The sequence below is a fragment of the Palleronia sp. LCG004 genome, from assembly GCF_032931615.1.
Lineage (GTDB): Bacteria > Pseudomonadota > Alphaproteobacteria > Rhodobacterales > Rhodobacteraceae > Palleronia.
This window is the reverse complement of record NZ_CP136759.1, coordinates 620,381-641,506: the sequence shown is the minus strand read 5'-3', so window position 1 is coordinate 641,506 and position 21,126 is coordinate 620,381. Positions and strand designations below refer to the sequence as shown.

Below are 21,126 nucleotides of genomic sequence, written 5' to 3'. Positions count from 1 at the left end.
ACTCCACCCAGGGTTGCAGTAAGCAGTGATTCAGTCGTGTGGCAAATGCTTTGACCTCGCCATGCGGAATGCGTGGCACGGAGGGAACAGGCGATGCGGAATGCGGAACGGGTGACGTTCGGGGGCTCGGGGCTCGACCGCGCGGCACATCGACGCGGCGATGCGGATGCCCTGTTGCGGGAACCGGGCGCGCGAATGCTGCCGATGTGGCGTGGCAAACCCGGCCTTGTCGCCCGCGACGGCGGCCATGCGCTCGGGCTCGTAGAGACGGATCGGCTGACCGGTTCGGGGCTCACGATTTTTCTGGGGATGGACGATGACGGCCCCCTTTTCGGCCGCGACCTGAGCGACTGGGCCCCGCACGAAATGCCCGAGACGCTCAACGCCTTCTCCGACCCTTCGGTGCAGCGCCATCCGGATCTGCCCGACGAACACGGCTTTCACGAGCTTCGGTCGGTGATGACCGGGCTTGATCCGCGCGCGGCCGAGCTTGCCGCGACGACACGTGGCCTGCTCGAATGGCACCGCACCCATCCGTTCTGCGCGCGATGCGGCGAACGCAGCGTTCCGGCCTGCGCCGGCTGGCAGCGCGATTGCCCCGCCTGCGGCGCGCATCACTTCCCGCGCACCGATCCCGTGGCGATCATGCTCGTCACCCATGGAAACGACCTGTTGCTCGGTCGCTCCCCCGGCTGGCCCGACCGGATGTATTCGCTCCTTGCTGGCTTCGTCGAGCCGGGCGAGACGCTTGAGGCCGCGGTGCGCCGCGAGGTCTTCGAGGAGGCCCGCGTGCGGGTCGGGCATGTCGATTATCTCGCAAGCCAGCCCTGGCCCTTTCCCGCCTCGCTCATGCTCGGATGTCATGGCCACGCGACAAGCCGCGAGATCACCGTCGACGAAAACGAGATCGAATCCGCGCGCTGGGTCCCGCGCGAGGAGGTCGCCCGCGCCTTCGCCGGCGATCACCCCGAGATCGCGGCCGCGCGGCCCGGTGCCATCGCGCATTTCCTGATCCGCAACTGGCTGGCCGACACGCTGGATTGACGCGGACCCGCCCGCCCGCATAGGCAGCCCCCCATGCGGATTTCAGTGACCCGCGATATCCGCGCCCCGCGCGCCCGAATCTTCGACGCGCTGAGCGATTTCGAGACGATCGAAAACCGCCTGCGCGGGCGCGGCGCTCTGGTCGAACGTGTCGACGACGGCGGCGCGGGCCCCTCGGGGGCCGCCTGGCGGTTGGAGTTCGACCTGCTGGAGAAGCGTCGTGCGCTCGAGGCACATGTCATCCGGATCGCCCCTGACGACGCGCTTGCCATCGCCGCGCGGTCGAGCGGTCTCGACCTGACGCTCGACGCGGTTCTCTCCGATACGTCGGGCGAGGCGACGCGGATGACGCTCGACGCGACGATCCTCGCGGCGACACTCAAGGGCAAGGTCCTGCTGCAATCTATGAAACTGGCACGTTCGCGGATCACCCGGGCCATCGAGAACCGCATCGACGATCTCGTCGTCAGGGCAGAACAAGGCCGGCTCTAGGTCCAAGTCTCATTGCGCTTGGGGGCTGGATGCGGCATCACGGACTTATGAGCACGCATCTCAAGGCCCTTTCGGTCCACCTCCTCACGGCGACCGGCGCCGTTTTCGCCATGCTCGCGATGCTGGCCGCCACCGCCGAGCAATGGGACATGATGTGGCTCTGGCTGGTCGTCGCGTTCTTCGTCGACGGGATCGATGGCCCCCTCGCCCGGAAATACGACGTCAGCACCAACGCGCCGGAATATGACGGCGTGCTGATGGATCTCATCATCGACTACCTGACCTACGTCTTCATCCCCGCCTACGCGCTCTTCGCGTCGGATCTGCTGCCGGGATGGACGGGCTGGATCGCGATGATCGTCATTACCTTCGCAGGTGTCGTCTATTTCGCCGATACCCGAATGAAAACGCGCGACTATTCCTTTTCCGGCTTCCCGGGCTGCTGGAACATGGCCGTGCTGGTCTTCTTCGCGGTCGAGCCGAACTTCTACGTCATTCTCATCCTCGTCGCGCTGCTGACGGTCGCGATGTTCCTGCCGCTGAAATTCGTCCACCCGACCCGGACGGGGCGCTGGCGCGGGCTGACGTTGCCCGTTTCGATGGCCTGGGTATTCTTCGCCGGATGGGCGGCTTGGATCGACTTCGACCCGACGAGCTGGGCGGGATGGGGCCTTATCATCACGTCCGTCTATCTGGTTCTGGTTGGCATCGTGCAGCAGATGATCTACGGCCCCGACGGCTGATCGCCTCGGGTCAGAGACGCGTCAGGGCTACGCCCGCCACGATCAGCATCGCCGCAACGGCCTTGCCCGCATTCATCCGCTCGCCCAGCGCGATCCACCCGATCAGCACCGCGAATAGGATCGACGTCTCGCGAAGGGCCGCCACCAGTGCGATCGGCGCGACCGTCATCGCCCAGACCGCGATCGCATAGGCCCCGTACGACGCCGCCGCGGCCAGCGTTCCGAGATACCACACCCGTGCATCCGCGCGCAGAACGGCCCGCCCCCTGAGGCCGAGGCAAAGTGGCGTGAAGATCAGCGCGTCGAGCAGGAACAACCAGGCAACGAAGGCGACCGCGTCGCCTGCAACCCGCGCGCCCAGTCCGTCGACGATGGAATAGCCCGCCGTCATCATGGCCGAACCCAGCGCATAGGGCAGCAGCGCCACCGCTTCGCCCGAGCCGAAGATCCCACGCGCCATGCCGGCGATGCCGAGGCCCAGAACCACGATCCCGGCATATTCCCAGGCCGCGATCGTGTCCGTCAGGACCAGTCCGCTCACTGCGAGGACGATGAGCGGGGCCGTCCCGCGCGCGATCGGATAAACGCGGCTCAGATCCCCCTGCTCGTAGGCCAAGGCGAGGAACAGCTTGTAGCCCGCGTGGAAGATGCCGCTCGCGATCAGCCAGGGCACCCAATCCGCCTCCGGCCAGGGCCGGGTCAGCAGGATCGCGGCTCCCGCCGCCCCCTGCACGATCGTCATGACCAGCATGCCGGTCACCTTGTTCGCGCCGGTCTTGATCACCGAGTTCCACGCGGCATGGAGGAACGCGGACCCCATCACGGCAAGGAAGACGCCCGTGCTCATTGGCGGAGCGACAGCCGGATCGGCCCCCTTGCGCGGTTCGCGTCCACCACCTCGCCGCCCTGCGTCGCGACGAGCGGCAGACCCGAGGCCACGCGTCGCACCTCGTCCATCAGGGGACGCCAGTCGTCATCGAGCGCACGCGCGACCTGTGAGGGGCAGAAGCTCTTGTCCGGGCCGCGCTCCCGCGCGAGGCGCATCAGCGCCTCGGCGATCTGCGCGTCGCGTCTCACCCGAGCGCGTCTTCGCAACGGGCACAGAGATCCGGCCGCGTGCCTGTCCCGACCTCCGGCGTCACCTTCCAGCAGCGCTGGCACTTGGACCCATCGGCCATGGCGAAGACCACGGCAATTCCGGGCGTCTCGGGCTGGCGGAAGGCCGCGTCGGGGGCCGGATCGGTCGAAATCGTCACATCGCTGGTGATGCAGAGATCCGCGAAATCGAGCCCGGAAAGCGTCGCCGCCAAATCCGCATCGGCGACATGCACGATCGGGGCGGCCTCGAGCGAGGCACCGATGACCTTGTCACGCCGCTGCACCTCGAGTGCGGCGGTCACGACCCGCCGTGCCGCGCGCACGCCCTGCCACCGCGCGGCGATCGCGTCGTCGCGCCAGCCTTCAGGCGTTGTCGGCATGTCCTGCAGGTGCACCGAGGAGTCCTCGCCCGGATAACGCTCCAGCCAGACCTCCTCCATCGTGAAGACCAGGATCGGCGCAAGCCACGTCGTCAACCGGTGGAAGATCAGATCGAGCACCGTCTCTGCCGCCCGCCGCCGCGGGCTGTCGGCAGGATCGCAATAGAGCGCGTCCTTGCGGATGTCGAAATAGAACGCCGACAGATCCACCGTCGCAAAGGTGAAGACCGCCTGCCAGACCCCCTGGAAATCGTAGGAGGCATACCCCTCGCGCACGGTCTCGTCGAGTTCGGCCAGACGGTGAAGGACCCATGCTTCCAGTTCGGGCATATCGTCGGCCGCGACGCCGGGGCTCTCCTTCGGCAGGTTGCCCAGCACGAAGCGCATCGTGTTTCTGAGCCGGCGATAGCTGTCGGCCACGCCCTTCAGGATCTCGGGTCCGATCCGCTGGTCGGCGGTATAATCGGTCTGCGCCACCCAGAGCCGCAGGATATCGGCTCCGTATTGCTTGACCACCTCGTCCGGCACGATCGTGTTGCCGAGCGATTTGGACATCTTGTTGCCCTTCTCGTCCAGCGTGAAACCATGCGTGACGACCGCGCGATAGGGCGCACGCCCGATCGTGCCGCAGCCCTGAAGCATCGATGAGTGGAACCACCCGCGATGCTGGTCCGTCCCTTCCATGTAGACATCGGCGATACCGTCCGCGCTGCCGTCCGCGCGGTCGCGCAGCACGAAGGCATGGGTCGACCCCGAATCGAACCAGACGTCGAGGATGTCGAAGACCTGCTCGTACTCGTCGGGGTTCGCCGCATCACCGATGAACCGCTCCTTCGCGCCGGGCTTGTACCAGGCATCCGCGCCCTCGGCCTCGAACGCCTCGAGGATCCGGGCGTTCACGTCCGCATCACGCAGCAGGAAATCGGCGTCGTCGGGCATCGTGCCCTGCTTGACGAAGCAGGTCATCGGCACACCCCAGGCGCGCTGCCGCGACAGCACCCAGTCGGGCCGCGCCTCGATCATGGAATGGAGGCGGTTGCGGCCTCGCTTCGGCGTCCATGCGACGAGTTCGTCGATCGAGCGCAGCGCGCGCTCGCGGATCGTAGTGCCGTACGTATCCTGCCCGTCGCCCACCGCGCGGTCGATCGCCGCGAACCATTGCGGACGGTTGAGCCGGATCACGGGGGCCTTCGAGCGCCAGGAATGCGCATCCGAGATCGTGACCCGCGCGCGTGCCAGCAGCGCGCCCACCTCCTGCAGCTTCGCGATCACCGCCTTGCTCGCTCCGCCGGGCTTGCCGTTCGACTTGATGATCTGCTCTCCGGCAAAGAACGGCAGATCCGCACGATAGCTCGAATCGTCGAGCACGTTGTAGGTCATCGGCAGGTCGTGCTTTCGCCCGATCGCGTAGTCGTCGTCACCGTGGCTCGGCGCGGTATGCACGAAGCCCGTGCCCGCGTCGTCGGTCACGTGATCGCCCGGCAGGAGCGGCACGTCGAAATCCCACTCGCCGTCCGCGCCCTCGACCCCGCGCAGCGGATGCGCGCAGGTGATGGTCGACAGCTCGTCCGTTGTGACGTCGCGCATCCGGCGATACATCCCCGGCTCCAGCCGCGCGGCGGCAAGCGTCGCCTCGGCAAGCTCGTCGGCCAGAAGATATGTCTCGCCCGTCTCGGCCCAGCATTCCTCGGGCGTGCCCGTCACCTCGTAAAGACCGTAGGAGATTCCCGGCCCGAAGCAGATCGCGCGATTCTGCGGGATCGTCCATGGCGTCGTGGTCCAGATGATGACAGAAAATGAATCCTGCGAACTCAACAGGTTCACAGCTGCGAACTTCACCCAGATCGCATCCGTCTGACGGTCGTGATACTCGACCTCGGCCTCGGCCAGCGCGGTCTTCTCGACCGGCGACCACATCACGGGCTTCGACCCCTGATAGAGCGTGCCGTTCATCAGGAACTTCTGGAACTCGGCCGCGATCACCGCCTCGGCGTGGAAATCCATCGTCAGATACGGATTCGCCCAATTGCCGGTGATGCCCAGACGCTTGAACTCGTCGCGCTGGATATCGACCCATTCCGCAGCGAAATCGCGACACTCGCGGCGGAACTCCACCACGTCGACGGCATCCTTGTCCCGGCCTTTGGCGCGATACCGTTCCTCGATCTTCCACTCGATCGGAAGGCCGTGGCAATCCCAGCCGGGGATATAGCGCGCGTCGTATCCCATCATCTGCCGCGAGCGCACGATCATGTCCTTGATCGTCTTGTTCAGCCCGTGACCGATATGCAGGTGCCCGTTCGCGTAGGGCGGTCCGTCATGCAGAGTGAAGGGCGTCCGTCCCTCCTTCTCGCGCAGTCGGTCGTAGACGCCGATCCTTTCCCAGCGGGCCAACCAGTCGGGCTCTCGCTTGGGAAGGCCCGCACGCATCGGAAAGTCTGTCTGCGGCAGGTTCAGGGTGTCTTTGTAATCGGGGGTGTCGGCGCACATTTTCGGGCGTCCTCTGGATCGATCGAATTGGGGAAAGTGGCGATGTGGAAAAACCCGGAACCTGTCAGGATTCCGGGCCCGTAATTCGCCGTGTCTCTGGAGCCGCATATGCCATGCGCCGCCTTATAGGCCCGCGCAATCCGACGGTAAAGAAGCCCGCGACCGATCGCCCCGACCTGCCGTCACGCCTTGATCGATTGCTCGTCGCCCTTTGGCTCTTCAGGCTCGTCCGGTTCGCGCGCCGCTGCGACCTGCGTGTCGGCACCGCCCAAGAATTTGCCCAGTGTCCGCAGCGTCTCGACATTGTCGCAGGCGACCTTGACGATGACGAGGAACGGCACCGCCATCAGCGCGCCCGCGATCCCCCAGAGCCAGCCCCAGAAGACGACGGTCACGAAGACCGACACGGTGTTGAGCTCCAACCTCCGGCCAAGGATCGACGGCGTGATGATCTGCCCTTCGAGCGAGGTCGCAGCCAGATAGAGCAGTGGCGGAATGATCGCCTGGCCCAGCATGTCGAAGGTCAGAATCGAATACATCGCAACGAGGATCACGCCCGCGACCGCGCCGATGAAGGGCAGGAAGTTGAACGTGAACGCGACGATCCCCCAGATATACGCCTTGGGCAGACCCGCCAGCGCCATCAAACCCCACACGGCGAGCCCGAGCCCGGCATTGATGAGGGTGATCGTCAGCAGGTATTGCGAGATCGCCCGTTCGACACCGTAGAGGATCTTGACCGCGCGCTTCTTCTCGCTCAGCCGGGGCATCGTCTCGACCAGCTTTACGCGGAACATGTCTCCCGCCGACAGGATGAAGAGTGCGAGCACCAGCGCCACGACAAGCGTGGTGCCTGCGCTTGCCGCGCTGCTGACGGCTGAATTCAGAATACCGGGCTGCTCGATCGCCACGCGCTGCACCTCTCCCGAACCCGCTTGCTCGGCGATGCCACCGACCTCCTCGCTCGCCTGTTTAACGCGCTCTACGGATGCGAGAAGACCGCGCAACTTGATGCGGAGTTCCTGTCCGAGTTCGGGCGCTTCGGAGAGCCAGCTTCCGACCGGTCCGCTCGCGGCATAGCCGCCTGCCGCGATGGCCGTGCCGAACGTGATGACCAGCAAGGCTGCACTGACGGGGGCCGGCACCCCGATCCGGCCCGCCCCACGGACGATCGGACTCAGCGTCAGAGCGAGCATTAATCCCAGGATTACAGGAAGCAGAACGTCCTTGGCGAAGAAACACGCGAGAACGGATGCGAAGAGGACGAGCGTGATGAGAAGGCGCCGGATCTTGACGAGTTGCCGGATGTGTTCTTCCCGAAGCTCCGCGTCGCTGCGGACTTCTTCATGCCGTGGTTCGCTGGCCGGTGATTCCGACATTGCGACACCCATCCTCCCCGTGTTGTCAGTGCGATCCAACGACGCGTGGGCCGGCAAGGTTCCGCCGATCAGCTTTCATCCCGGCGGCCGGGAAAGAGCCCGCCCAGCGCCCTGCCGATCAGGCTGTGGACCTGCGGCTTGCGACCGGCGGCGAAGGGCAGCGGCCGGCAGACCTCCATCGCGGCGATCCCGACCCGCGCGGTGAGGGCACCGTTGACGATTCCCTCTCCGAAGCGCCGGCTGATCCGGGTCAGCACCGATCCACCCGCGACCGATCCGATGAGATCGTCGCCAACGGCGACCGCACCCGTCGCGACGAGATGAGTGAAGACCGCCCGGGTGAGCCGCCACGCACCGAGCGTTCCCGCCCGGCCGCCATAGATCTCGGCGATGCGCCGGATCATGCGCAGGTTGCTCGTCAGGGCCGCGGCGACGTCGGCGAAGGCCAGCGGCACCACCGCCGTCACGGTCGCGACCTGCCGCGCGGCGGCCTCCACCTCGATCCGCGCGGCCGCGTCGAGCGGCGCGAGAAGCTCGATCTCGGCAAGGTGGAACAGCGCATCGGCGTCGAAGACATCGCCCCGTCGCTCGGCGAACCGCTCATGGCCCCAGCGCAGAGCCTCGCGCCCCGCATAGAGATGAGACAACCGGTCGGCGACCTTGCGCGCCCGGGCCAGATCGCCACCTCCCGCGAGGGCGGCCTCGGCCTCGGCATGGATCTCGCCCACCCGCGCGAGCCGGGCCAGCGCCGCAAGTTCCCGTATGCAGATGAGCGACAGGACGATGAGGAACGCCCCGACGAGCACCATCGCGATCCAGCCCAGCACCGGATTGGCAAGCAGCAAAGCGTCGATCGCGGACCATGTGGCGACCGACACGAAGAAGGCCACGAGCGCGCCCGTCACGCGACGGAACCACCGACCGAGCCGCGATCCCCGCCGCGCGGCCAGCGCCGCCATAGTGCGCATCGCCTGCCCGTCGGGCGCGTTCTCGATCGTGTCGGGCACGGGCGGAGCTTCGGCCGGCGAGGCGCGCGGCCCCTCGACCTCCTCCTCCTCGATCAGGATCGGCCCCCGGCGTTCAGCCATGCTGGATGCCTCCGGGTCCGTGATGTTCACCGGCTTCGACTGTCCTCGAGTTTCTACACTGCAACGCCAACATGGGCACCGGGCAGATCCCTGCACACGCCATCACAGCCGGTCCCCGAACAGGAATTCAGCGGCCCGGTCGAGCCGGATATGCGGTGGCCCTTCGCCGGGCTTGAGGCTCATCGGTTGCGGCGCGAAACGCATGATCGCGTAATCCTCGCCAAGCCATCCTTCTGCCCCCTCCCGCGCGGGCACGAGAAGATGGGCGGGATCCTCGGGCAGAAGGCCCGGATGGAAGGCCGCCCGCTTGCCTGTCTCGAGCAGCACGCCCCGCACGACGTCGAGCTCGGCACCGCCATGGCTCACGCGGTCCTCGGTCGTGGCCCTCAATGCGGCGATCGACATGGCGGCGGTCCTGGCACCTGCGTAATCCGCGCGCCTGCGGGCATCGGCCAGAAGCGCCTCCATGATGGCGGTCAGGCGGGCATGCTGCGAATGGTGCAGATGGTCGGCCTTGGTCGCCGCGAAGAGGATCCGTTCGACCCGCCGGCCGCGCAGGATCTGGCTGAGGAAGTTGTTCCGCCCCGGACGGAACGCGCCGAGGATGTCGCCCATCGCACGGCGCATGTCCTCGACCGCGCGGGGCCCTGCATGGATCGCGCCCAGCGCATCGACGAGTACGACCTGACGGTCGAGCCTTGCGAAATGGTCGCGGAAGAAAGGCTTTACCACTTCGCGCTTGTAGGCCTCGAAGCGCCTGGCGAATTCCCGTCCGAGAGATCCGCGTGCATCGTGCCCCCTCGGCAGCGGCGCGAAGGTCAGGACCGGCGATCCTGCAAGATCACCGGGCAGCAGAAAGCGGCCGGGCGTGCAGTCGGAATAGCCGTCCTCGCGCGCCTGAACGAGATAGCGCGTGAACGCCGCGGCGAGCTTTTGCGCCTGCGGCTCGTCGAGCTTCGCATCGGGATCGGTCGTGGAGAGCAGCGCGAGGTATTCGGCGGCCTGCGGGCGATCGGCGATCCGGGCGAGCGTGTCTTCGGCCCAGGATGCATAGTCCTTTTCCATGAGACCCAGATCGAGCAGCCATTCGCCCGGGTAATCCACGATGTCGAGATGCACGTTGCGCGCGCCCCGCATGCCCGCGATCAGGCCGGTGGGTTGAACCCTCAGCGACAGGCGCAACTCCGAAATCGCACGCGTGCTCTCGGGCCAGTGCGGCGTGGGGCCGGTGAGGGCCGCGAGATGCGTCTCGTAGTCGAAGCGCGGCAGCGTGTCGTCGGGCTGCGGCTGAAGATAGGCCGCGCGGATCGACCCGTCGCCCGCCGCGCGAAGGCCGCCCATCCGGGCGCGGTTCATTATGTTCGCGACGAGCGAGGTGATGAACACCGTCTTGCCCGCGCGGCTGAGACCCGTCACACCCAGACGGATCACCGGCTCGAAGAATGCGCCCGACACCATGCCGCCGGCGCGTTCGACCTGCCGCGTCAGCCCGTCGGCGATATCTCCGATGATCACGTTGACCCTGCCCTTTCCTGCGTCCGCGCCCCCGAACATAGGACCCGTGCCGCCGGATCGCCAGTGGGCCGCTTGTTCCTTCGCGCGCGGCAGGCTAGGCCGCGATCCATGCCCCGCTATGCCTTCAGGATCGAATATGACGGCACGCCCTTCTCGGGCTGGCAGCGTCAGGCCGACCGGCCGAGCGTGCAGGCCGCGGTCGAGGCAGCGCTTGCCAAGCTGGAACGGGACGTGCCGTCGATCGCCGCGGCGGGCCGGACGGATGCGGGCGTCCATGCGCGCGGACAGGTCGCGCATGCCGATCTCGCCCGCGACTGGGAGCCCTTCCGGCTGAGCGAGGCGCTGAACCACCATCTGAAACCCGCGCCTGTCGCGATCACCGCCTGCGCGCGGGTCGCCGACGACTGGCACGCACGGTTCGACGCCGTGTCGCGCCGTTATCTCTTTCGCATCGTGACGCGGCGTGCGCCGCTCGTGCTCGACCGGATGCAGGCCTGGCACGTCAAGCGGCCGCTCGATGCCGGGGCGATGGCCGAGGGCGCACGCCACCTTCTGGGACGACACGACTTCACGACCTTCCGCGCCGCGCTCTGCCAGGCGAAGTCGCCGGTACGAACGCTCGACCGGCTCGAGGTGGAGACGCGCCGCCACGACTGGGGAGAGGAGATCCGCCTGCATGTCGAGGCGCGATCGTTCCTCCATTCACAGGTGAGAAGCTTCGCCGGAACGCTCGAACGGGTGGGGTGCGGCGCGTGGGAGCCTTCGCGGGTGGCCGAGATCCTTGCCGCACGCGACCGTGCCGCCTGCGGCCCCGTGGCCCCGCCGGAAGGGCTCGCGCTCATGGCGGTGGGTTACGCCGAGGATCCGTTCGCCCGCTCGACGCTGTAGGCTCCGCGGCCGAGGAAACGCGCGGTCATGAGAACCGCCGCCACGGCAAGCCCCATCGCCAGTCCGGCCCAGATCCCCACGCCCCCGTAGCCCATCGGGAAGCCGAGGACGTAAGCCGCAGGAAGCCCCACGCCCCAATAGCTCAGCACCGCGTGGATCATCGGCACCCGCGTGTCCTGCAGCCCTCTGAGCAGCCCCAGCGCCAGGACCTGTCCCGCATCGACGAGCTGGAAGAGCGCGGCGGCCGCCAGCAGCGACACGCCGAGCGTCATCACCGCAGAGAAATCCGGATCGTCGCGGTCAAGGAATCCCGCGACCAGCGTTTCGGGCCAGACGAGAAGAAGCACGATCGCCGCCGCCGCCACGGAAAGCGACAGCGCCGTGACCACGAGCGCGCCACGCCGAAGGAGCGGACCGTCGCCCGCGCCCATCGCGTTGCCCGCGCGGATCGTCGCGGCATTGGCGAAGCCCAGATGCACCATGAAGATCAGAGATACGATGTTCAGAGCAATCCCGTGGGCGGCCAGCTGGATCGTTCCAAGCCAGCCCATCATGACCGACGATGCGGAGAAGAGCCCGACTTCGGCCAGTAGCGTGATCCCGATGGGCCAGCCGAGACGGAAGACCTGTCCCAGCGCTTCGCCGTCCGGCCGCCAGAACTTGGCGAAGATCCGGTGATCGGCCAAAGCGCGCAGGGAGTAGACGAAGATGATCGCGAAGGAGACGAGCGTCGAGAAGAGCGATGCGATCGCCGCGCCCCGGATGCCGAGCTCGGGGAAACCGAGATTGCCGAAGATGAGCAGGTAGTTGCAGGCGATGTTGACGATCACGGCCAGTACCGTCGCCCAGAAAACCACCTGCGTCCGGCTGACTCCCGCGAGCGTCGATTTCAGCACCATGACCGCGAGTGCCGGAAAGATCGACCAGCTCTGGATCCAGAGATATTGCCGCGCGAGATCGGCGAGCGTCGGCTCCTGCCCCAATGCGCGGAGAAGCGGATCGGCCGCCAGCATGAGCGGCAGGCAGATCACCCCGAAGGCCCCGGTGAGCCACAGCGCCATCCGCGTCGCGCGTCTGACGGGTGCGCTGTCGCCACGGGCATCGGCCTCGGCCACGAGGGGCGTTACGGCGAAGGCGAAGCCCGATCCGATGATGAGCAGGATGAAGAACATCGTGCCTGCCAGAACCTGCCCCGCCAGAACCGTCACGTCGTAACGGCCCAGCATGATCGTATCGGTGAGCTGGATGCTCATCTGCGCGACATGGCTGCCGATAAGCGGCAGACCGAGCACGAGAACCCGGCGGATATGCTGCAGATAGGTCATGCCACGGCCCCTACGCCCGCGCGGGGGCCGCGGCAAGTCTCAGCCGCGCGACGGCGGTGTCCAGTCGTGTTCGGGCGCATAGCCTAGCAAACGTTCGGCCTTGTCGATGGAATAGAACGTCTCGTCCGGGCGCATGTCGCGCCGTTGTTCGACTCCTTGATAGAAGCGCGAGATGACCTCCTCCGTCGGGATCGCGACCGAAAGATTGCGGTTCGCCACGTTGAAGACCTCGTATCCGAGCCCGTCGGTCGAAAGGCATCGATCGACCATCTGTCCCAGATCGCGCGCATCGATGTAGGCGAAGATGTTGCGCCGCCGCAGGCCGGGATCCTCGACGAAGGCCCGGAACTTCTCATCGTATTCGTGCGGCTCGATCACGTTGTTGATCCTGAGCGCGTAGATGTCCGCGCCCGATCGATGCTGGAAACTGCGCGCCGTCGCCTCGTTCACGACCTTCGACATGGCATAGCTGTCGCCGGGCAGGGTGGGATGCTCCTCGTCGACGGGGATGTAGTCGGGCTTGCGTTCGCCATCGGCGAAGCAGATCCCGTAGGTCGTCTCGCTCGATGCGAAGATCACCTTGCGGATGCCCTGGCCCAGCGCGGCCTCGATCACGTTATAGGTGCCCATCGTGTTGATGCGGAACGTCTCGTTGTCGGTCCTGAGCATGATGCGCGGGATCGCCGCGAAATGGACGACCGCGTCATAGCGTCCGGGACCGCCGCCCCCTTCGAGATCCTGCCAGTCCGAGGGCTGCGTGAGCGCGCCCCAGACCTGCCCCGGATCGGTGATGTCGGCCTTGAGGTTCTCGACCCCCTCGACGTCGAGCGCGACCAGATCGAGGTTGGTCACGCGATGACCACGTTCGAGAAGGTAGGGAATGACGTGGCGTCCGGCCTTGCCGCTGCCGCCGGTAAAGAGAATGCGCATGGTGCCTCCGTAAGTTCGGTGTCGCCCCTCAATCCCGCGGGCGGGACATCGGGTCCCTGCCCTCCGGCCCGCCATTGCCCCGCCGCGCGTTTGTTGCGAAACTCGCGTCCAAATTTCCCCGCAAGAAGGCGAGCAGCCCCATGGCCGACGATCTCCTCCCCCAGGCAGCGCAGCCCGAGGCCTACGACGCCTCCTCGATCGAGGTGCTGGAGGGGCTCGAGCCGGTGCGCAAGCGACCGGGCATGTATATCGGCGGCACCGACGAGCGTGCGCTGCACCATCTCGCGGCCGAGGTGCTCGACAACTCGATGGACGAGGCCGTAGCCGGCCACGCCAACCGGATCGAAGTCGAGCTGCATGCCGATCTGAGCCTGACGATCCGCGACAACGGCCGTGGCATTCCCACGGACCCGCATCCGAAGTTCCCCGGCAAGTCCGCGCTGGAGGTCATTCTGTGCACGCTTCATGCGGGAGGAAAGTTCTCGGGCAAGGCCTACCAGACGAGCGGAGGCCTGCACGGCGTGGGCATCTCGGTCGTCAACGCGCTCAGCGATCACGTACGGGTCGAGGTCGCGCGCGACCGCAAGCTGGTGGCGCAGGAATTCTCACGCGGCAAGCCGGTCGCACCGCTCTTCGATGCGGGGGCCGCGCCGAACCGCAAGGGAACGTCCGTCACCTTCCACCCCGATGCCGAGATCTTCGGGCCGCTGAAATTCAAGCCCGCACGGCTGATGAAGATGGTGAGATCAAAGGCCTATCTCTTCTCCGGGGTCGAGATCCGCTGGAAATCCGCAATTCCGGACGGGGACATGCCGCAGGAGGCGGTGTTCCACTTTCCCGGCGGCCTCGCCGATTACCTCAAGGAAACGCTGGGCGGGTCGTCAACCTATGCCGATGCGCCCTTTACCGGAAACGTGGATTTCCGCGATGCGCCCGGCAAGGTCGAATGGGCGATCAACTGGACGCCGGCGCGCGACGGCTTCGTGCAATCCTACTGCAACACGGTGCCGACGCCCGAGGGCGGCACCCACGAGGCGGGGTTCTGGGCGGCCATCCTCAAGGGCATCAAGGCGCATGGCGAACGCGCGGGCCAGAAAAAGGCCAAGGACATCACGCGCGAGGACCTACTGGCGGGGGGATGCGCGCTCGTCTCTTGCTTCATCGCCGAGCCGGAATTCGTGGGGCAGACCAAGGATCGGCTCGCCACCTCGGCGGCGCAGGGGCTGGTCGAGCGGGCGGTGCGCGACCGGTTCGACACGTGGCTGGCATCCGATACAAAGGCGGCCGGCGCGATCCTCGACTACCTGATCCTGCGCGCTGAGGAGCGGTTGCGCCGCCGCGCCGAGAAGGAGACGCAGCGGAAATCCGCGACCAAACGGCTGCGCCTCCCCGGCAAGCTGGTCGATTGCTCGACCTCGGCGCGCGAAGGAACCGAGCTCTTCATCGTGGAGGGCGATTCGGCAGGCGGTTCGGCCAAGATGGCGCGCGAGCGCAAGACGCAGGCGCTTCTGCCGCTCAGGGGCAAGGTGCTGAACGTGCTGGGGGCCGCGTCGTCGAAACTCGGGTCCAATGCCGAGATCAACGACATCTGCCAGGCTCTGGGTGTGGGCATGGGGACGAAGTTCAACCTCGACGATCTGCGCTACGACAAGATCATCATCATGTGCGACGCGGACGTGGACGGGGCGCATATCGCCTCGCTGCTAATGACGTTCTTCTACGCGCAGATGCGGCCGTTGATCGATGCGGGGCACCTCTATCTCGCCTGCCCGCCGCTCTTCCGGCTGACGCAGGGGGCGCGCCGTTCCTATTGCCTGACGGAGGAGGAGAAGGACGCGCTGCTGAAATCGGGCCTCGGCGGCAAGGGCAAGGTCGAGGTCTCGCGCTTCAAGGGTCTGGGCGAGATGGATGCCAAGGACCTCAAGGACACCACGATGGACCCCGCCACCCGGCGCCTCATCCGTGTGAAGATCGAGGACGAGATGCCCGGTGAGACCGGAGACCTGGTGGAGCGTCTGATGGGCAAGAAACCAGAAATGCGGTTTGAGTACATTCAAGCGAATGCAAAGTTCGTGGAGGAGTTGGATGTTTGAAGGCGGGGGGATTTTTATCCTCAACGGCTTAGAACGTTTTTTCTCAACTGTGTTTAACCTGTTCGGCAGCGATCTATCGTTTCTATTAGAAGGGTTGCTTGCCCTCGCAATTGCTTATTTTGCTTATCAACAGAACAAAATTACCAAGGAGAATATACGCCAAAATTTATACAGAGAGAGGATGGAAATATACCTAATTATGTATAAAGTTGTGCTTTTAATTGGAAAAGACCTTACCCACGAAGACAGAAATTTCCTTAATGAAAGTTACTGGAAAGTTGAGTATTCTAAGTTTCTATTCAGCGAACACTTAGTGAATGCGCTCCGGCACCTTATCGGACAGATCTTTAATCTATCCGAGCTTAATCTGGAGTTGAATAGTGTTAGTGCAACAAGCGCTTATGATCTAAAAACACGTGAGAGACATGACGCTCTTAAAAATGATTTGAACGATGCTGAGATAAGAATAAACGAACTATTCAGACCCTATCTAGACTTTTCCAATTACTGAGAATTGGTATTTAAGGCTAGGTTTCTTGATAGTGCCAATAGGCGTTGTTGCAGAACTCTGTCTGCGGGCGATTCACAGCGTGAATCCAGTTGGTTAGACGGGCTGCATGAGCAAGCCTTCCCCCGCCCGCTACCGCACGACGAACTGGTCCAGCTACAACGCTGCCTTGCGCAAGCGCGGCTCAATGCTGATCTGGATAGACCGGGAGATGGCTTGGCTGGCGCCGCATAAAGGTCGGCTCGGACGTCCACCCGTCTTCTCAGATGCCGCTATCCAGTTTTGTCTGTCGGTCAAAGTTCTCTTCAAGCTGCCCTTGCGACAGACCGCCGGTATGGTGGCCAGCCTGCTCCGGTTGGCGGGGCTGAACTGGTCCGTCCCCGACTTCAGCACCCTGTGCCGCAGGCAAAAGACCTTGGCGGTCCAGATCCCGTATCGCTGCTCCGATGGCCCGCTCAACTTGCTCGTGGATAGCACGGGCATCAAGTTCCTCGGCGACGGTGAGTGGCAGGCGCGCAAGCATGGCGCCCAAGGCCGTCGTCAGTGGCGCAAGGTGCATCTCGCCATGGATACGGCCACTTCCGACATCCGGGCCGTCGAGTTCACTCCAAGCCGCGATGGCGACAGCCCGATCCTACCCGAGCTACTCGGCCAGATCCCCGAGGACGAGCAGATCGGCACGGTGACCGCCGACGGTGCCTACGACACACGTCGCTGCCATGCTGCTATCGCCGACCGGCAAGCCACACCGATCATCCCGATCCGGAGAAACGGGCGCGCCTGGAAGGAAGACGGCCCGGCAGCGAAGGCGCGGAACGAGACGCTGCGCGCCACGAAGCATTACGGCAGAGCATTCTGGAAGTACTGGACCGGATACCACGCACGCAGCCGCGTGGAGGCGAAAATGCGATGCCTCAAAGCATTCGGCGAACGCATAGCCGCAAGAGACCCTGACCGCCAAACCGCCGAGATCCACATTCGCGTCGCACTCATGAACCGCTTCAATGCCCTCGGCACTGCCGAGATCGTTCGCGTCGCATAACCTCAGCGGGGGAAGGGGAAGTCATGCCTCAAGCGTGAGTTCTGCAACAATGCCGTGCCAATATCAGTGCTTTTTTTCTAAGGTGCCTGTACAGCGCGTCACGTTATCAGGGAAAGCATTAATTCTAATAAACTGCTTCCTATAAAATTTTTTATTCCCCCTCGCACTTCGCCACTTGAGTAGAAGAATGCAATGCCACTCAAGGCGAGCGAGGGGTGGTCTCATCTGTCTGGGCGACACGCTGGTCGAGCGGCCGGCATCATTGGCGGAGATGATTTAGAGAGATCTGGCCACAGAACGAGTATGATATACCCGGAGCCGGTGGTGTGACGTCTCGCCAAAGCAACAGAGGCCGCCTTTCGGCGGCCTCTTCCGTCCGATTGATTAGCCTGAGGATTACTCGGCTTCGCCCTGACCGGCGGGCAACATCACGCGGTCGATGACGTGGACCACACCGTTCGACTGGGTCACGTCGGCCTGAATGACGGATGCCGTGCGGCCGTTCTCGTCCTCGAGCATCAGCGTATCGCCGTCCATATAGGCGGTCAGCGTGCAGCCGCCCACGGTCGGCACCGGGTGGCGGCCGCCGTCATCGGCGATCATGCCCATGATCGCGGTCGAGTCGGCATTCGCCGAGACGACGTGGCAGGTCAGGACCTGCGACAGCTGATCAGGGTTGTTGCCGAGCTTCTCGAGCGAGTCGTCGGTGATCTTGTCGAACGCGGCGTTTGTCGGCGCGAAGACGGTGAAGGGCCCCTCGCCCGACAGCGTGTCGACCAGACCGGCCTGCGAGACGAGCGAGACGAGCGTGGTCAGGTTCTCGGCCTGGCTGGCATTCTCGGCGATGGTCTTGTCGGGGAACATCTCGGCACCGCCGACCATCGGATTGTCCTGCGCGAGAGCGAACCCGGCAGTGGCGAGGAACGTGGCAGTCGTCAGAAAAGTCTTGGTAAGCATTTTGTATCTCCCAATTTTTTGAACGGTGCCATCTGAGCAGCGTCGAGATAAGCCACGTGTTGATTGCGTGAAATGTTTCGCGGGCGAAACATTTATCCCCGGTGCACTCGTTCTTTGCCGCAGAGCCGCTATCCTTCGCATTCTTGGCCCCTTGCGGAGATCCGGCCCATGAGACCCCTTCTACTGCTCCTCCCCCTCACCCTGGCCGCCTGCATGGCGGAGGGCGACGCGACGCAGGTCGGGATCGAAACGAGCGAGGGGCGCGTCACCTGTCTGGGCGACACGCCCGTCGAGCGGCCCGCCGCCGTGGCGCAGGATGTGGCCGAGGCGATCTGCACCGACCCGACCGCGCGCAGCCTCGGGCAGCCCGAAGGCGGCGCAAGCTGAGGGCACTTTTGGCCCGACCCCATCGGCGGTAGGCTCGATCCCGGATCCAAACCGGGAGAGAGACATGGAACTGGGATTGAAGGGCGCGCGCGTCATCGTGACGGGCGGTGGCGGCGGCATCGGGCGGATCATCGCGGAGAGCTTCGCCGCCGAAGGGGCGATCGTGCATGTCTGCGACGTGGACGAGGCGGCCCTGTCCTCCCTGCCCGAGGGCATCACCGGCACCCCCGCTGATATGGGCGAACCGGCCGAAATCGAACGCTTCGTGACGAGCGCGATCGACACGATGGGCGGGCTCGATTGCCTGGTCAACAATGCCGGCATCGCGGGGCCCACGGGGAATGTCGACGATATCGATCCCGCCGACTGGGATGCGTGCCTGAATATCTGCCTGACCAGCCAGTTCCACGCGACGCGCCATGCCGTCGCCGCGCTGAGGCAGAGCGAAAACGCCTCCATCGTCAACCTGTCGTCGCTGGCCGGGCGGCTGGGCTTCGGAATGCGGACCCCCTATGCGGCCGCGAAATGGGGGGTCGTGGGCCTTACAAAGTCGCTGGCCATCGAACTGGGACCCGAAGGGGTGCGGGTGAACGCCATCCTTCCCGGCATCGTGGCGGGCGAGCGGCAGCGTCGCGTGCTGGAGGCCAAGGCCCAGAGGCAGGGCCGCAGCTTCGACGAGATTGAGGCACAGGCGCTCTCGAACACGTCGATGCGCGACTATGTCCAGCCGGAGGAGATCGCGACCCAGGCGCTCTATCTCGCGAGCCGCCTGGGGCGCGGGATCTCGGGTCAGGCGATCTCGATCTGCGGGGATACGCAGACCCTCACCTGACCCGAAAGGTCCCTAGCGGTAGATCAGTGTCGGCAGCCACATCGTGATTGCCGGCACGAAGGTCATCAGCAGCAGGCAGAGGACCAGCGGGATCAGGAAAGGTGCTGTCGCGACCACGCAGCGCTCGAACGGGACGTTCGAGACGCGGCTGAGCACGTACAGCACCATTCCCACGGGGGGCGTCAGCAGCCCCAGCATCAGGTTCAGCACCATGATGACCCCGAAATGCACTGGATCGACCCCGAGCTCGACTGCAACGGGCAGCAGCACCGGCACGAGAATGGTGATCGCGGCGACCGTCTCCATGAAGCAGCCGACGGCCAGCAGGATCAGGTTGATCATGAGCAGGATCACCCAGGGCCTGTCCGACAGCGCCAGTAGCAGCCCCGCCGCCGCTTCGGGTACGCGGTTGGAAGTCAGGATCCAGGCAAAGATCGCGGCTGCCCCCACCACGAAAAGCACGACGGCCGTCGTTTCGATCGTGTCGAAGCTGACCCTCAGGAACCGCTTCCACGTGAGCGTGCGATAGACGACGAGCCCGAGGAACAGGGCGTAGGCGCAGGCCGCAACGGCGGCTTCCGTCGGAGTGAACGCCCCCGACAGGATGCCGCCCACGATGATGACGGGCGTCAGCAGCGACAGGAAAGCACGCTTGAACGACTGGGCGAGCAGCGAAACCTGGAATGGTTGATCGCGCGGGAAGTTGCGTCGCCGGGCGAAGATCGCGATCATGATCATGAGCGATGCCGCCATGACGAGGCCCGGAATGAAGCCGGCCGCAAAAAGCTGACCGATCGAGGCCCCCGAGACGACGCCGTAGATGACCATGGGCAGCGAAGGCGGGATGATCGGGCCTATCGTGGAGCTGGCCGCGGTGATCCCTACAGCGAAGCCCGGATCGTAATTCGCGTCGCGCATGGCCTTGATCTCGATCGCCCCGAGGCCGCCCGCATCGGCGACGGCCGCGCCCGACATGCCCGCGAAAATGACCGAAGCGCCCACATTCACGTGGCCGAGGCCGCCGCGCATCCAGCCCACGAGGCTGAGCGCGAAGCCGAAGATCCTCTCGGTGATGCCGGCGGTGTTCATGAGGTTGCCCGCAAGGATGAAGAACGGCACCGCGAGGAGCGGGAAGCTGTCCACGCCGTTGATGACGCGATGTGCGACGACCATCGGCGGGATCGGCCCCGCCATGATGAAGAGCATAGAAGCACCGGCAAGTGCGATCGCCACCGGCACCCCGAAGAACAGCAAGACGAAGAGGATGACGAAGAGAAGCGTGATTGTCATGTGGTCATTCCATCGTGCGCGATTCGTCGGCATAGGCCTCTGGGTCGATCAGGCGGCTGGTGCCGGTCCTGAGATGCAGGACGAGGTTCCATGCGGTGTATAAGGTCATGCCCGCGAAGCAGGCGGCGACGTAGTAGTAGATGACGCTTTTCGGGACCTCGATCGAGACCATGAGCTGGTTCGTACGTCCGGCAAGCTGCACGCAGAGCCACGTCATCATCGCGAAGAACGCGGTCGAGATGACGTCGATGGCGAATTGCGCGACCCGTCGCATCGTGTAGGGCACCCAGCGATAGAGAAACTCGACCGCGATATGCGTGCTCTTGCGCGAGGCCATGACCGTGCCGGTGAAGGTCACGACGATAAGCAGGAAGCGCGCGATCTCCTCGGTCCAGCCGAGGGAATTGTTGAGCACATAGCGGGTGAAGAACTGGAGGAAGACCACGAAGGCCAGCACCCAGAAGATGGTCAGGACGAGATAGTCTAGCCTGCTGATGTCGGAGAGGTCGATCTCGTCCTCCTCGATCGCAACAGGGGTCTCCGTCGGGTCGTCGGCACGGTCGTGGGACATCGGAACCTCTCATGGACAGGACGTGGATCGACCGGAACGCGTTCACGTCGCGTCCCGGTCGGGCATCGTCGGGG

At 65.0% G+C, this 21,126-nt stretch carries 20 protein-coding genes; 9 read left to right on the top strand and 11 right to left on the bottom strand.

Translation table 11 applies throughout. The features are described from left to right. Positions 1-93: 93 nt before the first annotated feature. The 3 genes from nudC to RVY76_RS02980 are packed head-to-tail and all read left to right on the top strand — an operon-like array spanning position 94 to position 2,279. A complete protein-coding gene (nudC, locus tag RVY76_RS02990) occupies positions 94-1,044 on the top strand; it encodes an NAD(+) diphosphatase (RefSeq protein WP_317375737.1) in 951 nt (316 codons plus the stop codon). A gap of 45 nt (positions 1,045-1,089) precedes the next feature. Further along, entirely contained in the window at positions 1,090-1,536 is a 447-nt protein-coding gene (locus RVY76_RS02985; RefSeq protein WP_317375735.1) for an SRPBCC family protein, read from the top strand. A 47-nt stretch (positions 1,537-1,583) separates the two neighbouring features. Beyond that, a complete protein-coding gene (locus RVY76_RS02980; RefSeq protein ID WP_317375733.1) occupies positions 1,584-2,279 on the top strand; it encodes a CDP-alcohol phosphatidyltransferase family protein in 696 nt (231 codons plus the stop codon). Positions 2,280-2,289: 10 nt separating this feature from the next. Here the strand turns inward: RVY76_RS02980 and RVY76_RS02975 are convergent, their stop codons facing one another. The 6 genes from RVY76_RS02975 to RVY76_RS02950 form a co-directional block, all read right to left on the bottom strand. After that, positions 2,290-3,126 (bottom strand): DMT family transporter, encoded by an 837-nt coding sequence (locus RVY76_RS02975; RefSeq protein WP_317375732.1) that lies wholly within the window; start codon positions 3,124-3,126, stop codon positions 2,290-2,292. Further along, complete coding sequence (locus tag RVY76_RS02970) at positions 3,123-3,356, bottom strand: DUF3253 domain-containing protein (RefSeq protein ID WP_317375731.1); 234 nt, start codon at positions 3,354-3,356, stop codon at positions 3,123-3,125. Before RVY76_RS02970 ends, RVY76_RS02975 begins: the two co-directional genes overlap by 4 nt. Next, positions 3,353-6,247 (bottom strand): isoleucine--tRNA ligase, encoded by a 2,895-nt coding sequence (gene ileS, locus RVY76_RS02965; RefSeq protein ID WP_317375729.1) that lies wholly within the window; start codon positions 6,245-6,247, stop codon positions 3,353-3,355. The genes RVY76_RS02970 and ileS overlap by 4 nt, the downstream gene beginning before the upstream one ends. Positions 6,248-6,429: 182 nt before the next feature. Next, positions 6,430-7,626 carry an AI-2E family transporter gene (locus tag RVY76_RS02960; protein ID WP_317375728.1) on the bottom strand — a complete coding sequence of 399 codons (1,197 nt, stop codon included), beginning with the start codon at positions 7,624-7,626 and terminating at the stop codon, positions 6,430-6,432. Between the two features lie 68 nt (positions 7,627-7,694). Next, positions 7,695-8,714, bottom strand: a complete 1,020-nt coding sequence (locus tag RVY76_RS02955) for a TIGR01620 family protein (RefSeq protein ID WP_317375727.1) — start codon at positions 8,712-8,714, stop codon at positions 7,695-7,697. A 102-nt stretch (positions 8,715-8,816) separates the two neighbouring features. Beyond that, the gene (locus RVY76_RS02950; protein WP_317375725.1) at positions 8,817-10,229 is read right to left on the bottom strand and encodes a YcjX family protein; all 1,413 of its coding nucleotides are present in this window, start codon (positions 10,227-10,229) and stop codon (positions 8,817-8,819) included. Between the two features lie 108 nt (positions 10,230-10,337). On the opposite strand from RVY76_RS02950, the gene truA reads away from it, so the two are divergent. After that, positions 10,338-11,117, top strand: a complete 780-nt coding sequence (truA, locus tag RVY76_RS02945) for a tRNA pseudouridine(38-40) synthase TruA (RefSeq protein ID WP_317375724.1) — start codon at positions 10,338-10,340, stop codon at positions 11,115-11,117. On the opposite strand, the gene RVY76_RS02940 is transcribed toward truA, so the two are convergent. Then, positions 11,081-12,442 carry an MATE family efflux transporter gene (locus RVY76_RS02940; protein WP_317375723.1) on the bottom strand — a complete coding sequence of 454 codons (1,362 nt, stop codon included), beginning with the start codon at positions 12,440-12,442 and terminating at the stop codon, positions 11,081-11,083. The genes truA and RVY76_RS02940 overlap by 37 nt on opposite strands. A 39-nt stretch (positions 12,443-12,481) precedes the next feature. Then, entirely contained in the window at positions 12,482-13,372 is an 891-nt protein-coding gene (locus RVY76_RS02935) for an NAD(P)-dependent oxidoreductase (RefSeq protein WP_317375722.1), read from the bottom strand. Between the two features lie 140 nt (positions 13,373-13,512). On the opposite strand from RVY76_RS02935, the gene parE reads away from it, so the two are divergent. From parE to RVY76_RS02920, 3 genes are all read left to right on the top strand, one after another. Further along, a complete protein-coding gene (gene parE, locus RVY76_RS02930; RefSeq protein WP_317375721.1) occupies positions 13,513-15,465 on the top strand; it encodes a DNA topoisomerase IV subunit B in 1,953 nt (650 codons plus the stop codon). Then, complete coding sequence (locus RVY76_RS02925; protein ID WP_317375720.1) at positions 15,458-15,976, top strand: hypothetical protein; 519 nt, start codon at positions 15,458-15,460, stop codon at positions 15,974-15,976. The genes parE and RVY76_RS02925 overlap by 8 nt, the downstream gene beginning before the upstream one ends. 106 nt (positions 15,977-16,082) lie before the next feature. After that, positions 16,083-17,015, top strand: coding sequence for an IS5 family transposase (locus tag RVY76_RS02920; protein ID WP_317373939.1), 933 nt, complete (start codon positions 16,083-16,085; stop codon positions 17,013-17,015). 396 nt (positions 17,016-17,411) lie between these two features. Here the strand turns inward: RVY76_RS02920 and RVY76_RS02915 are convergent, their stop codons facing one another. Beyond that, on the bottom strand, positions 17,412-17,972 hold the full coding sequence (locus RVY76_RS02915) for a fasciclin domain-containing protein (RefSeq protein WP_317375719.1): 561 nt from the start codon (positions 17,970-17,972) through the stop codon (positions 17,412-17,414). 168 nt (positions 17,973-18,140) lie between these two features. Here RVY76_RS02915 and RVY76_RS02910 point away from each other — a divergent pair, with 168 nt between their 5' ends. Next, complete coding sequence (locus RVY76_RS02910) at positions 18,141-18,359, top strand: hypothetical protein (protein WP_317375718.1); 219 nt, start codon at positions 18,141-18,143, stop codon at positions 18,357-18,359. A 64-nt stretch (positions 18,360-18,423) separates the two neighbouring features. Next, positions 18,424-19,191, top strand: a complete 768-nt coding sequence (locus tag RVY76_RS02905; protein WP_317375717.1) for an SDR family oxidoreductase — start codon at positions 18,424-18,426, stop codon at positions 19,189-19,191. Between the two features lie 12 nt (positions 19,192-19,203). Here the strand turns inward: RVY76_RS02905 and RVY76_RS02900 are convergent, their stop codons facing one another. Then, positions 19,204-20,481 carry a TRAP transporter large permease gene (locus RVY76_RS02900; RefSeq protein ID WP_317375716.1) on the bottom strand — a complete coding sequence of 426 codons (1,278 nt, stop codon included), beginning with the start codon at positions 20,479-20,481 and terminating at the stop codon, positions 19,204-19,206. A gap of 4 nt (positions 20,482-20,485) precedes the next feature. Further along, positions 20,486-21,052 carry a TRAP transporter small permease gene (locus tag RVY76_RS02895; protein WP_317375715.1) on the bottom strand — a complete coding sequence of 189 codons (567 nt, stop codon included), beginning with the start codon at positions 21,050-21,052 and terminating at the stop codon, positions 20,486-20,488. Positions 21,053-21,126 lie beyond the last annotated feature (74 nt).

Excerpts from the sequence above, each read along its gene's own strand:
- nudC (WP_317375737.1), top strand. The coding sequence starts at position 94 with ATGCGGAATGCGGAACGGGTGACGTTCGGGGGCTCGGGGCTCGACCGC.
- RVY76_RS02980 (WP_317375733.1), top strand. The coding sequence starts at position 1,584 with ATGAGCACGCATCTCAAGGCCCTTTCGGTCCACCTCCTCACGGCGACC.
- RVY76_RS02975 (WP_317375732.1), bottom strand. The coding sequence starts at position 3,126 with ATGAGCACGGGCGTCTTCCTTGCCGTGATGGGGTCCGCGTTCCTCCAT.
- ileS (WP_317375729.1), bottom strand. The coding sequence starts at position 6,247 with ATGTGCGCCGACACCCCCGATTACAAAGACACCCTGAACCTGCCGCAG.
- RVY76_RS02960 (WP_317375728.1), bottom strand. The coding sequence starts at position 7,626 with ATGTCGGAATCACCGGCCAGCGAACCACGGCATGAAGAAGTCCGCAGC.
- RVY76_RS02955 (WP_317375727.1), bottom strand. The coding sequence starts at position 8,714 with ATGGCTGAACGCCGGGGGCCGATCCTGATCGAGGAGGAGGAGGTCGAG.
- truA (WP_317375724.1), top strand. The coding sequence starts at position 10,338 with ATGCCCCGCTATGCCTTCAGGATCGAATATGACGGCACGCCCTTCTCG.
- RVY76_RS02940 (WP_317375723.1), bottom strand. The coding sequence starts at position 12,442 with ATGACCTATCTGCAGCATATCCGCCGGGTTCTCGTGCTCGGTCTGCCG.
- RVY76_RS02935 (WP_317375722.1), bottom strand. The coding sequence starts at position 13,372 with ATGCGCATTCTCTTTACCGGCGGCAGCGGCAAGGCCGGACGCCACGTC.
- parE (WP_317375721.1), top strand. The coding sequence starts at position 13,513 with ATGGCCGACGATCTCCTCCCCCAGGCAGCGCAGCCCGAGGCCTACGAC.
- RVY76_RS02925 (WP_317375720.1), top strand. The coding sequence starts at position 15,458 with ATGTTTGAAGGCGGGGGGATTTTTATCCTCAACGGCTTAGAACGTTTT.
- RVY76_RS02920 (WP_317373939.1), top strand. The coding sequence starts at position 16,083 with ATGAGCAAGCCTTCCCCCGCCCGCTACCGCACGACGAACTGGTCCAGC.
- RVY76_RS02915 (WP_317375719.1), bottom strand. The coding sequence starts at position 17,972 with ATGCTTACCAAGACTTTTCTGACGACTGCCACGTTCCTCGCCACTGCC.
- RVY76_RS02910 (WP_317375718.1), top strand. The coding sequence starts at position 18,141 with ATGAGACCCCTTCTACTGCTCCTCCCCCTCACCCTGGCCGCCTGCATG.
- RVY76_RS02905 (WP_317375717.1), top strand. The coding sequence starts at position 18,424 with ATGGAACTGGGATTGAAGGGCGCGCGCGTCATCGTGACGGGCGGTGGC.
- RVY76_RS02900 (WP_317375716.1), bottom strand. The coding sequence starts at position 20,481 with ATGACAATCACGCTTCTCTTCGTCATCCTCTTCGTCTTGCTGTTCTTC.
- RVY76_RS02895 (WP_317375715.1), bottom strand. The coding sequence starts at position 21,052 with ATGTCCCACGACCGTGCCGACGACCCGACGGAGACCCCTGTTGCGATC.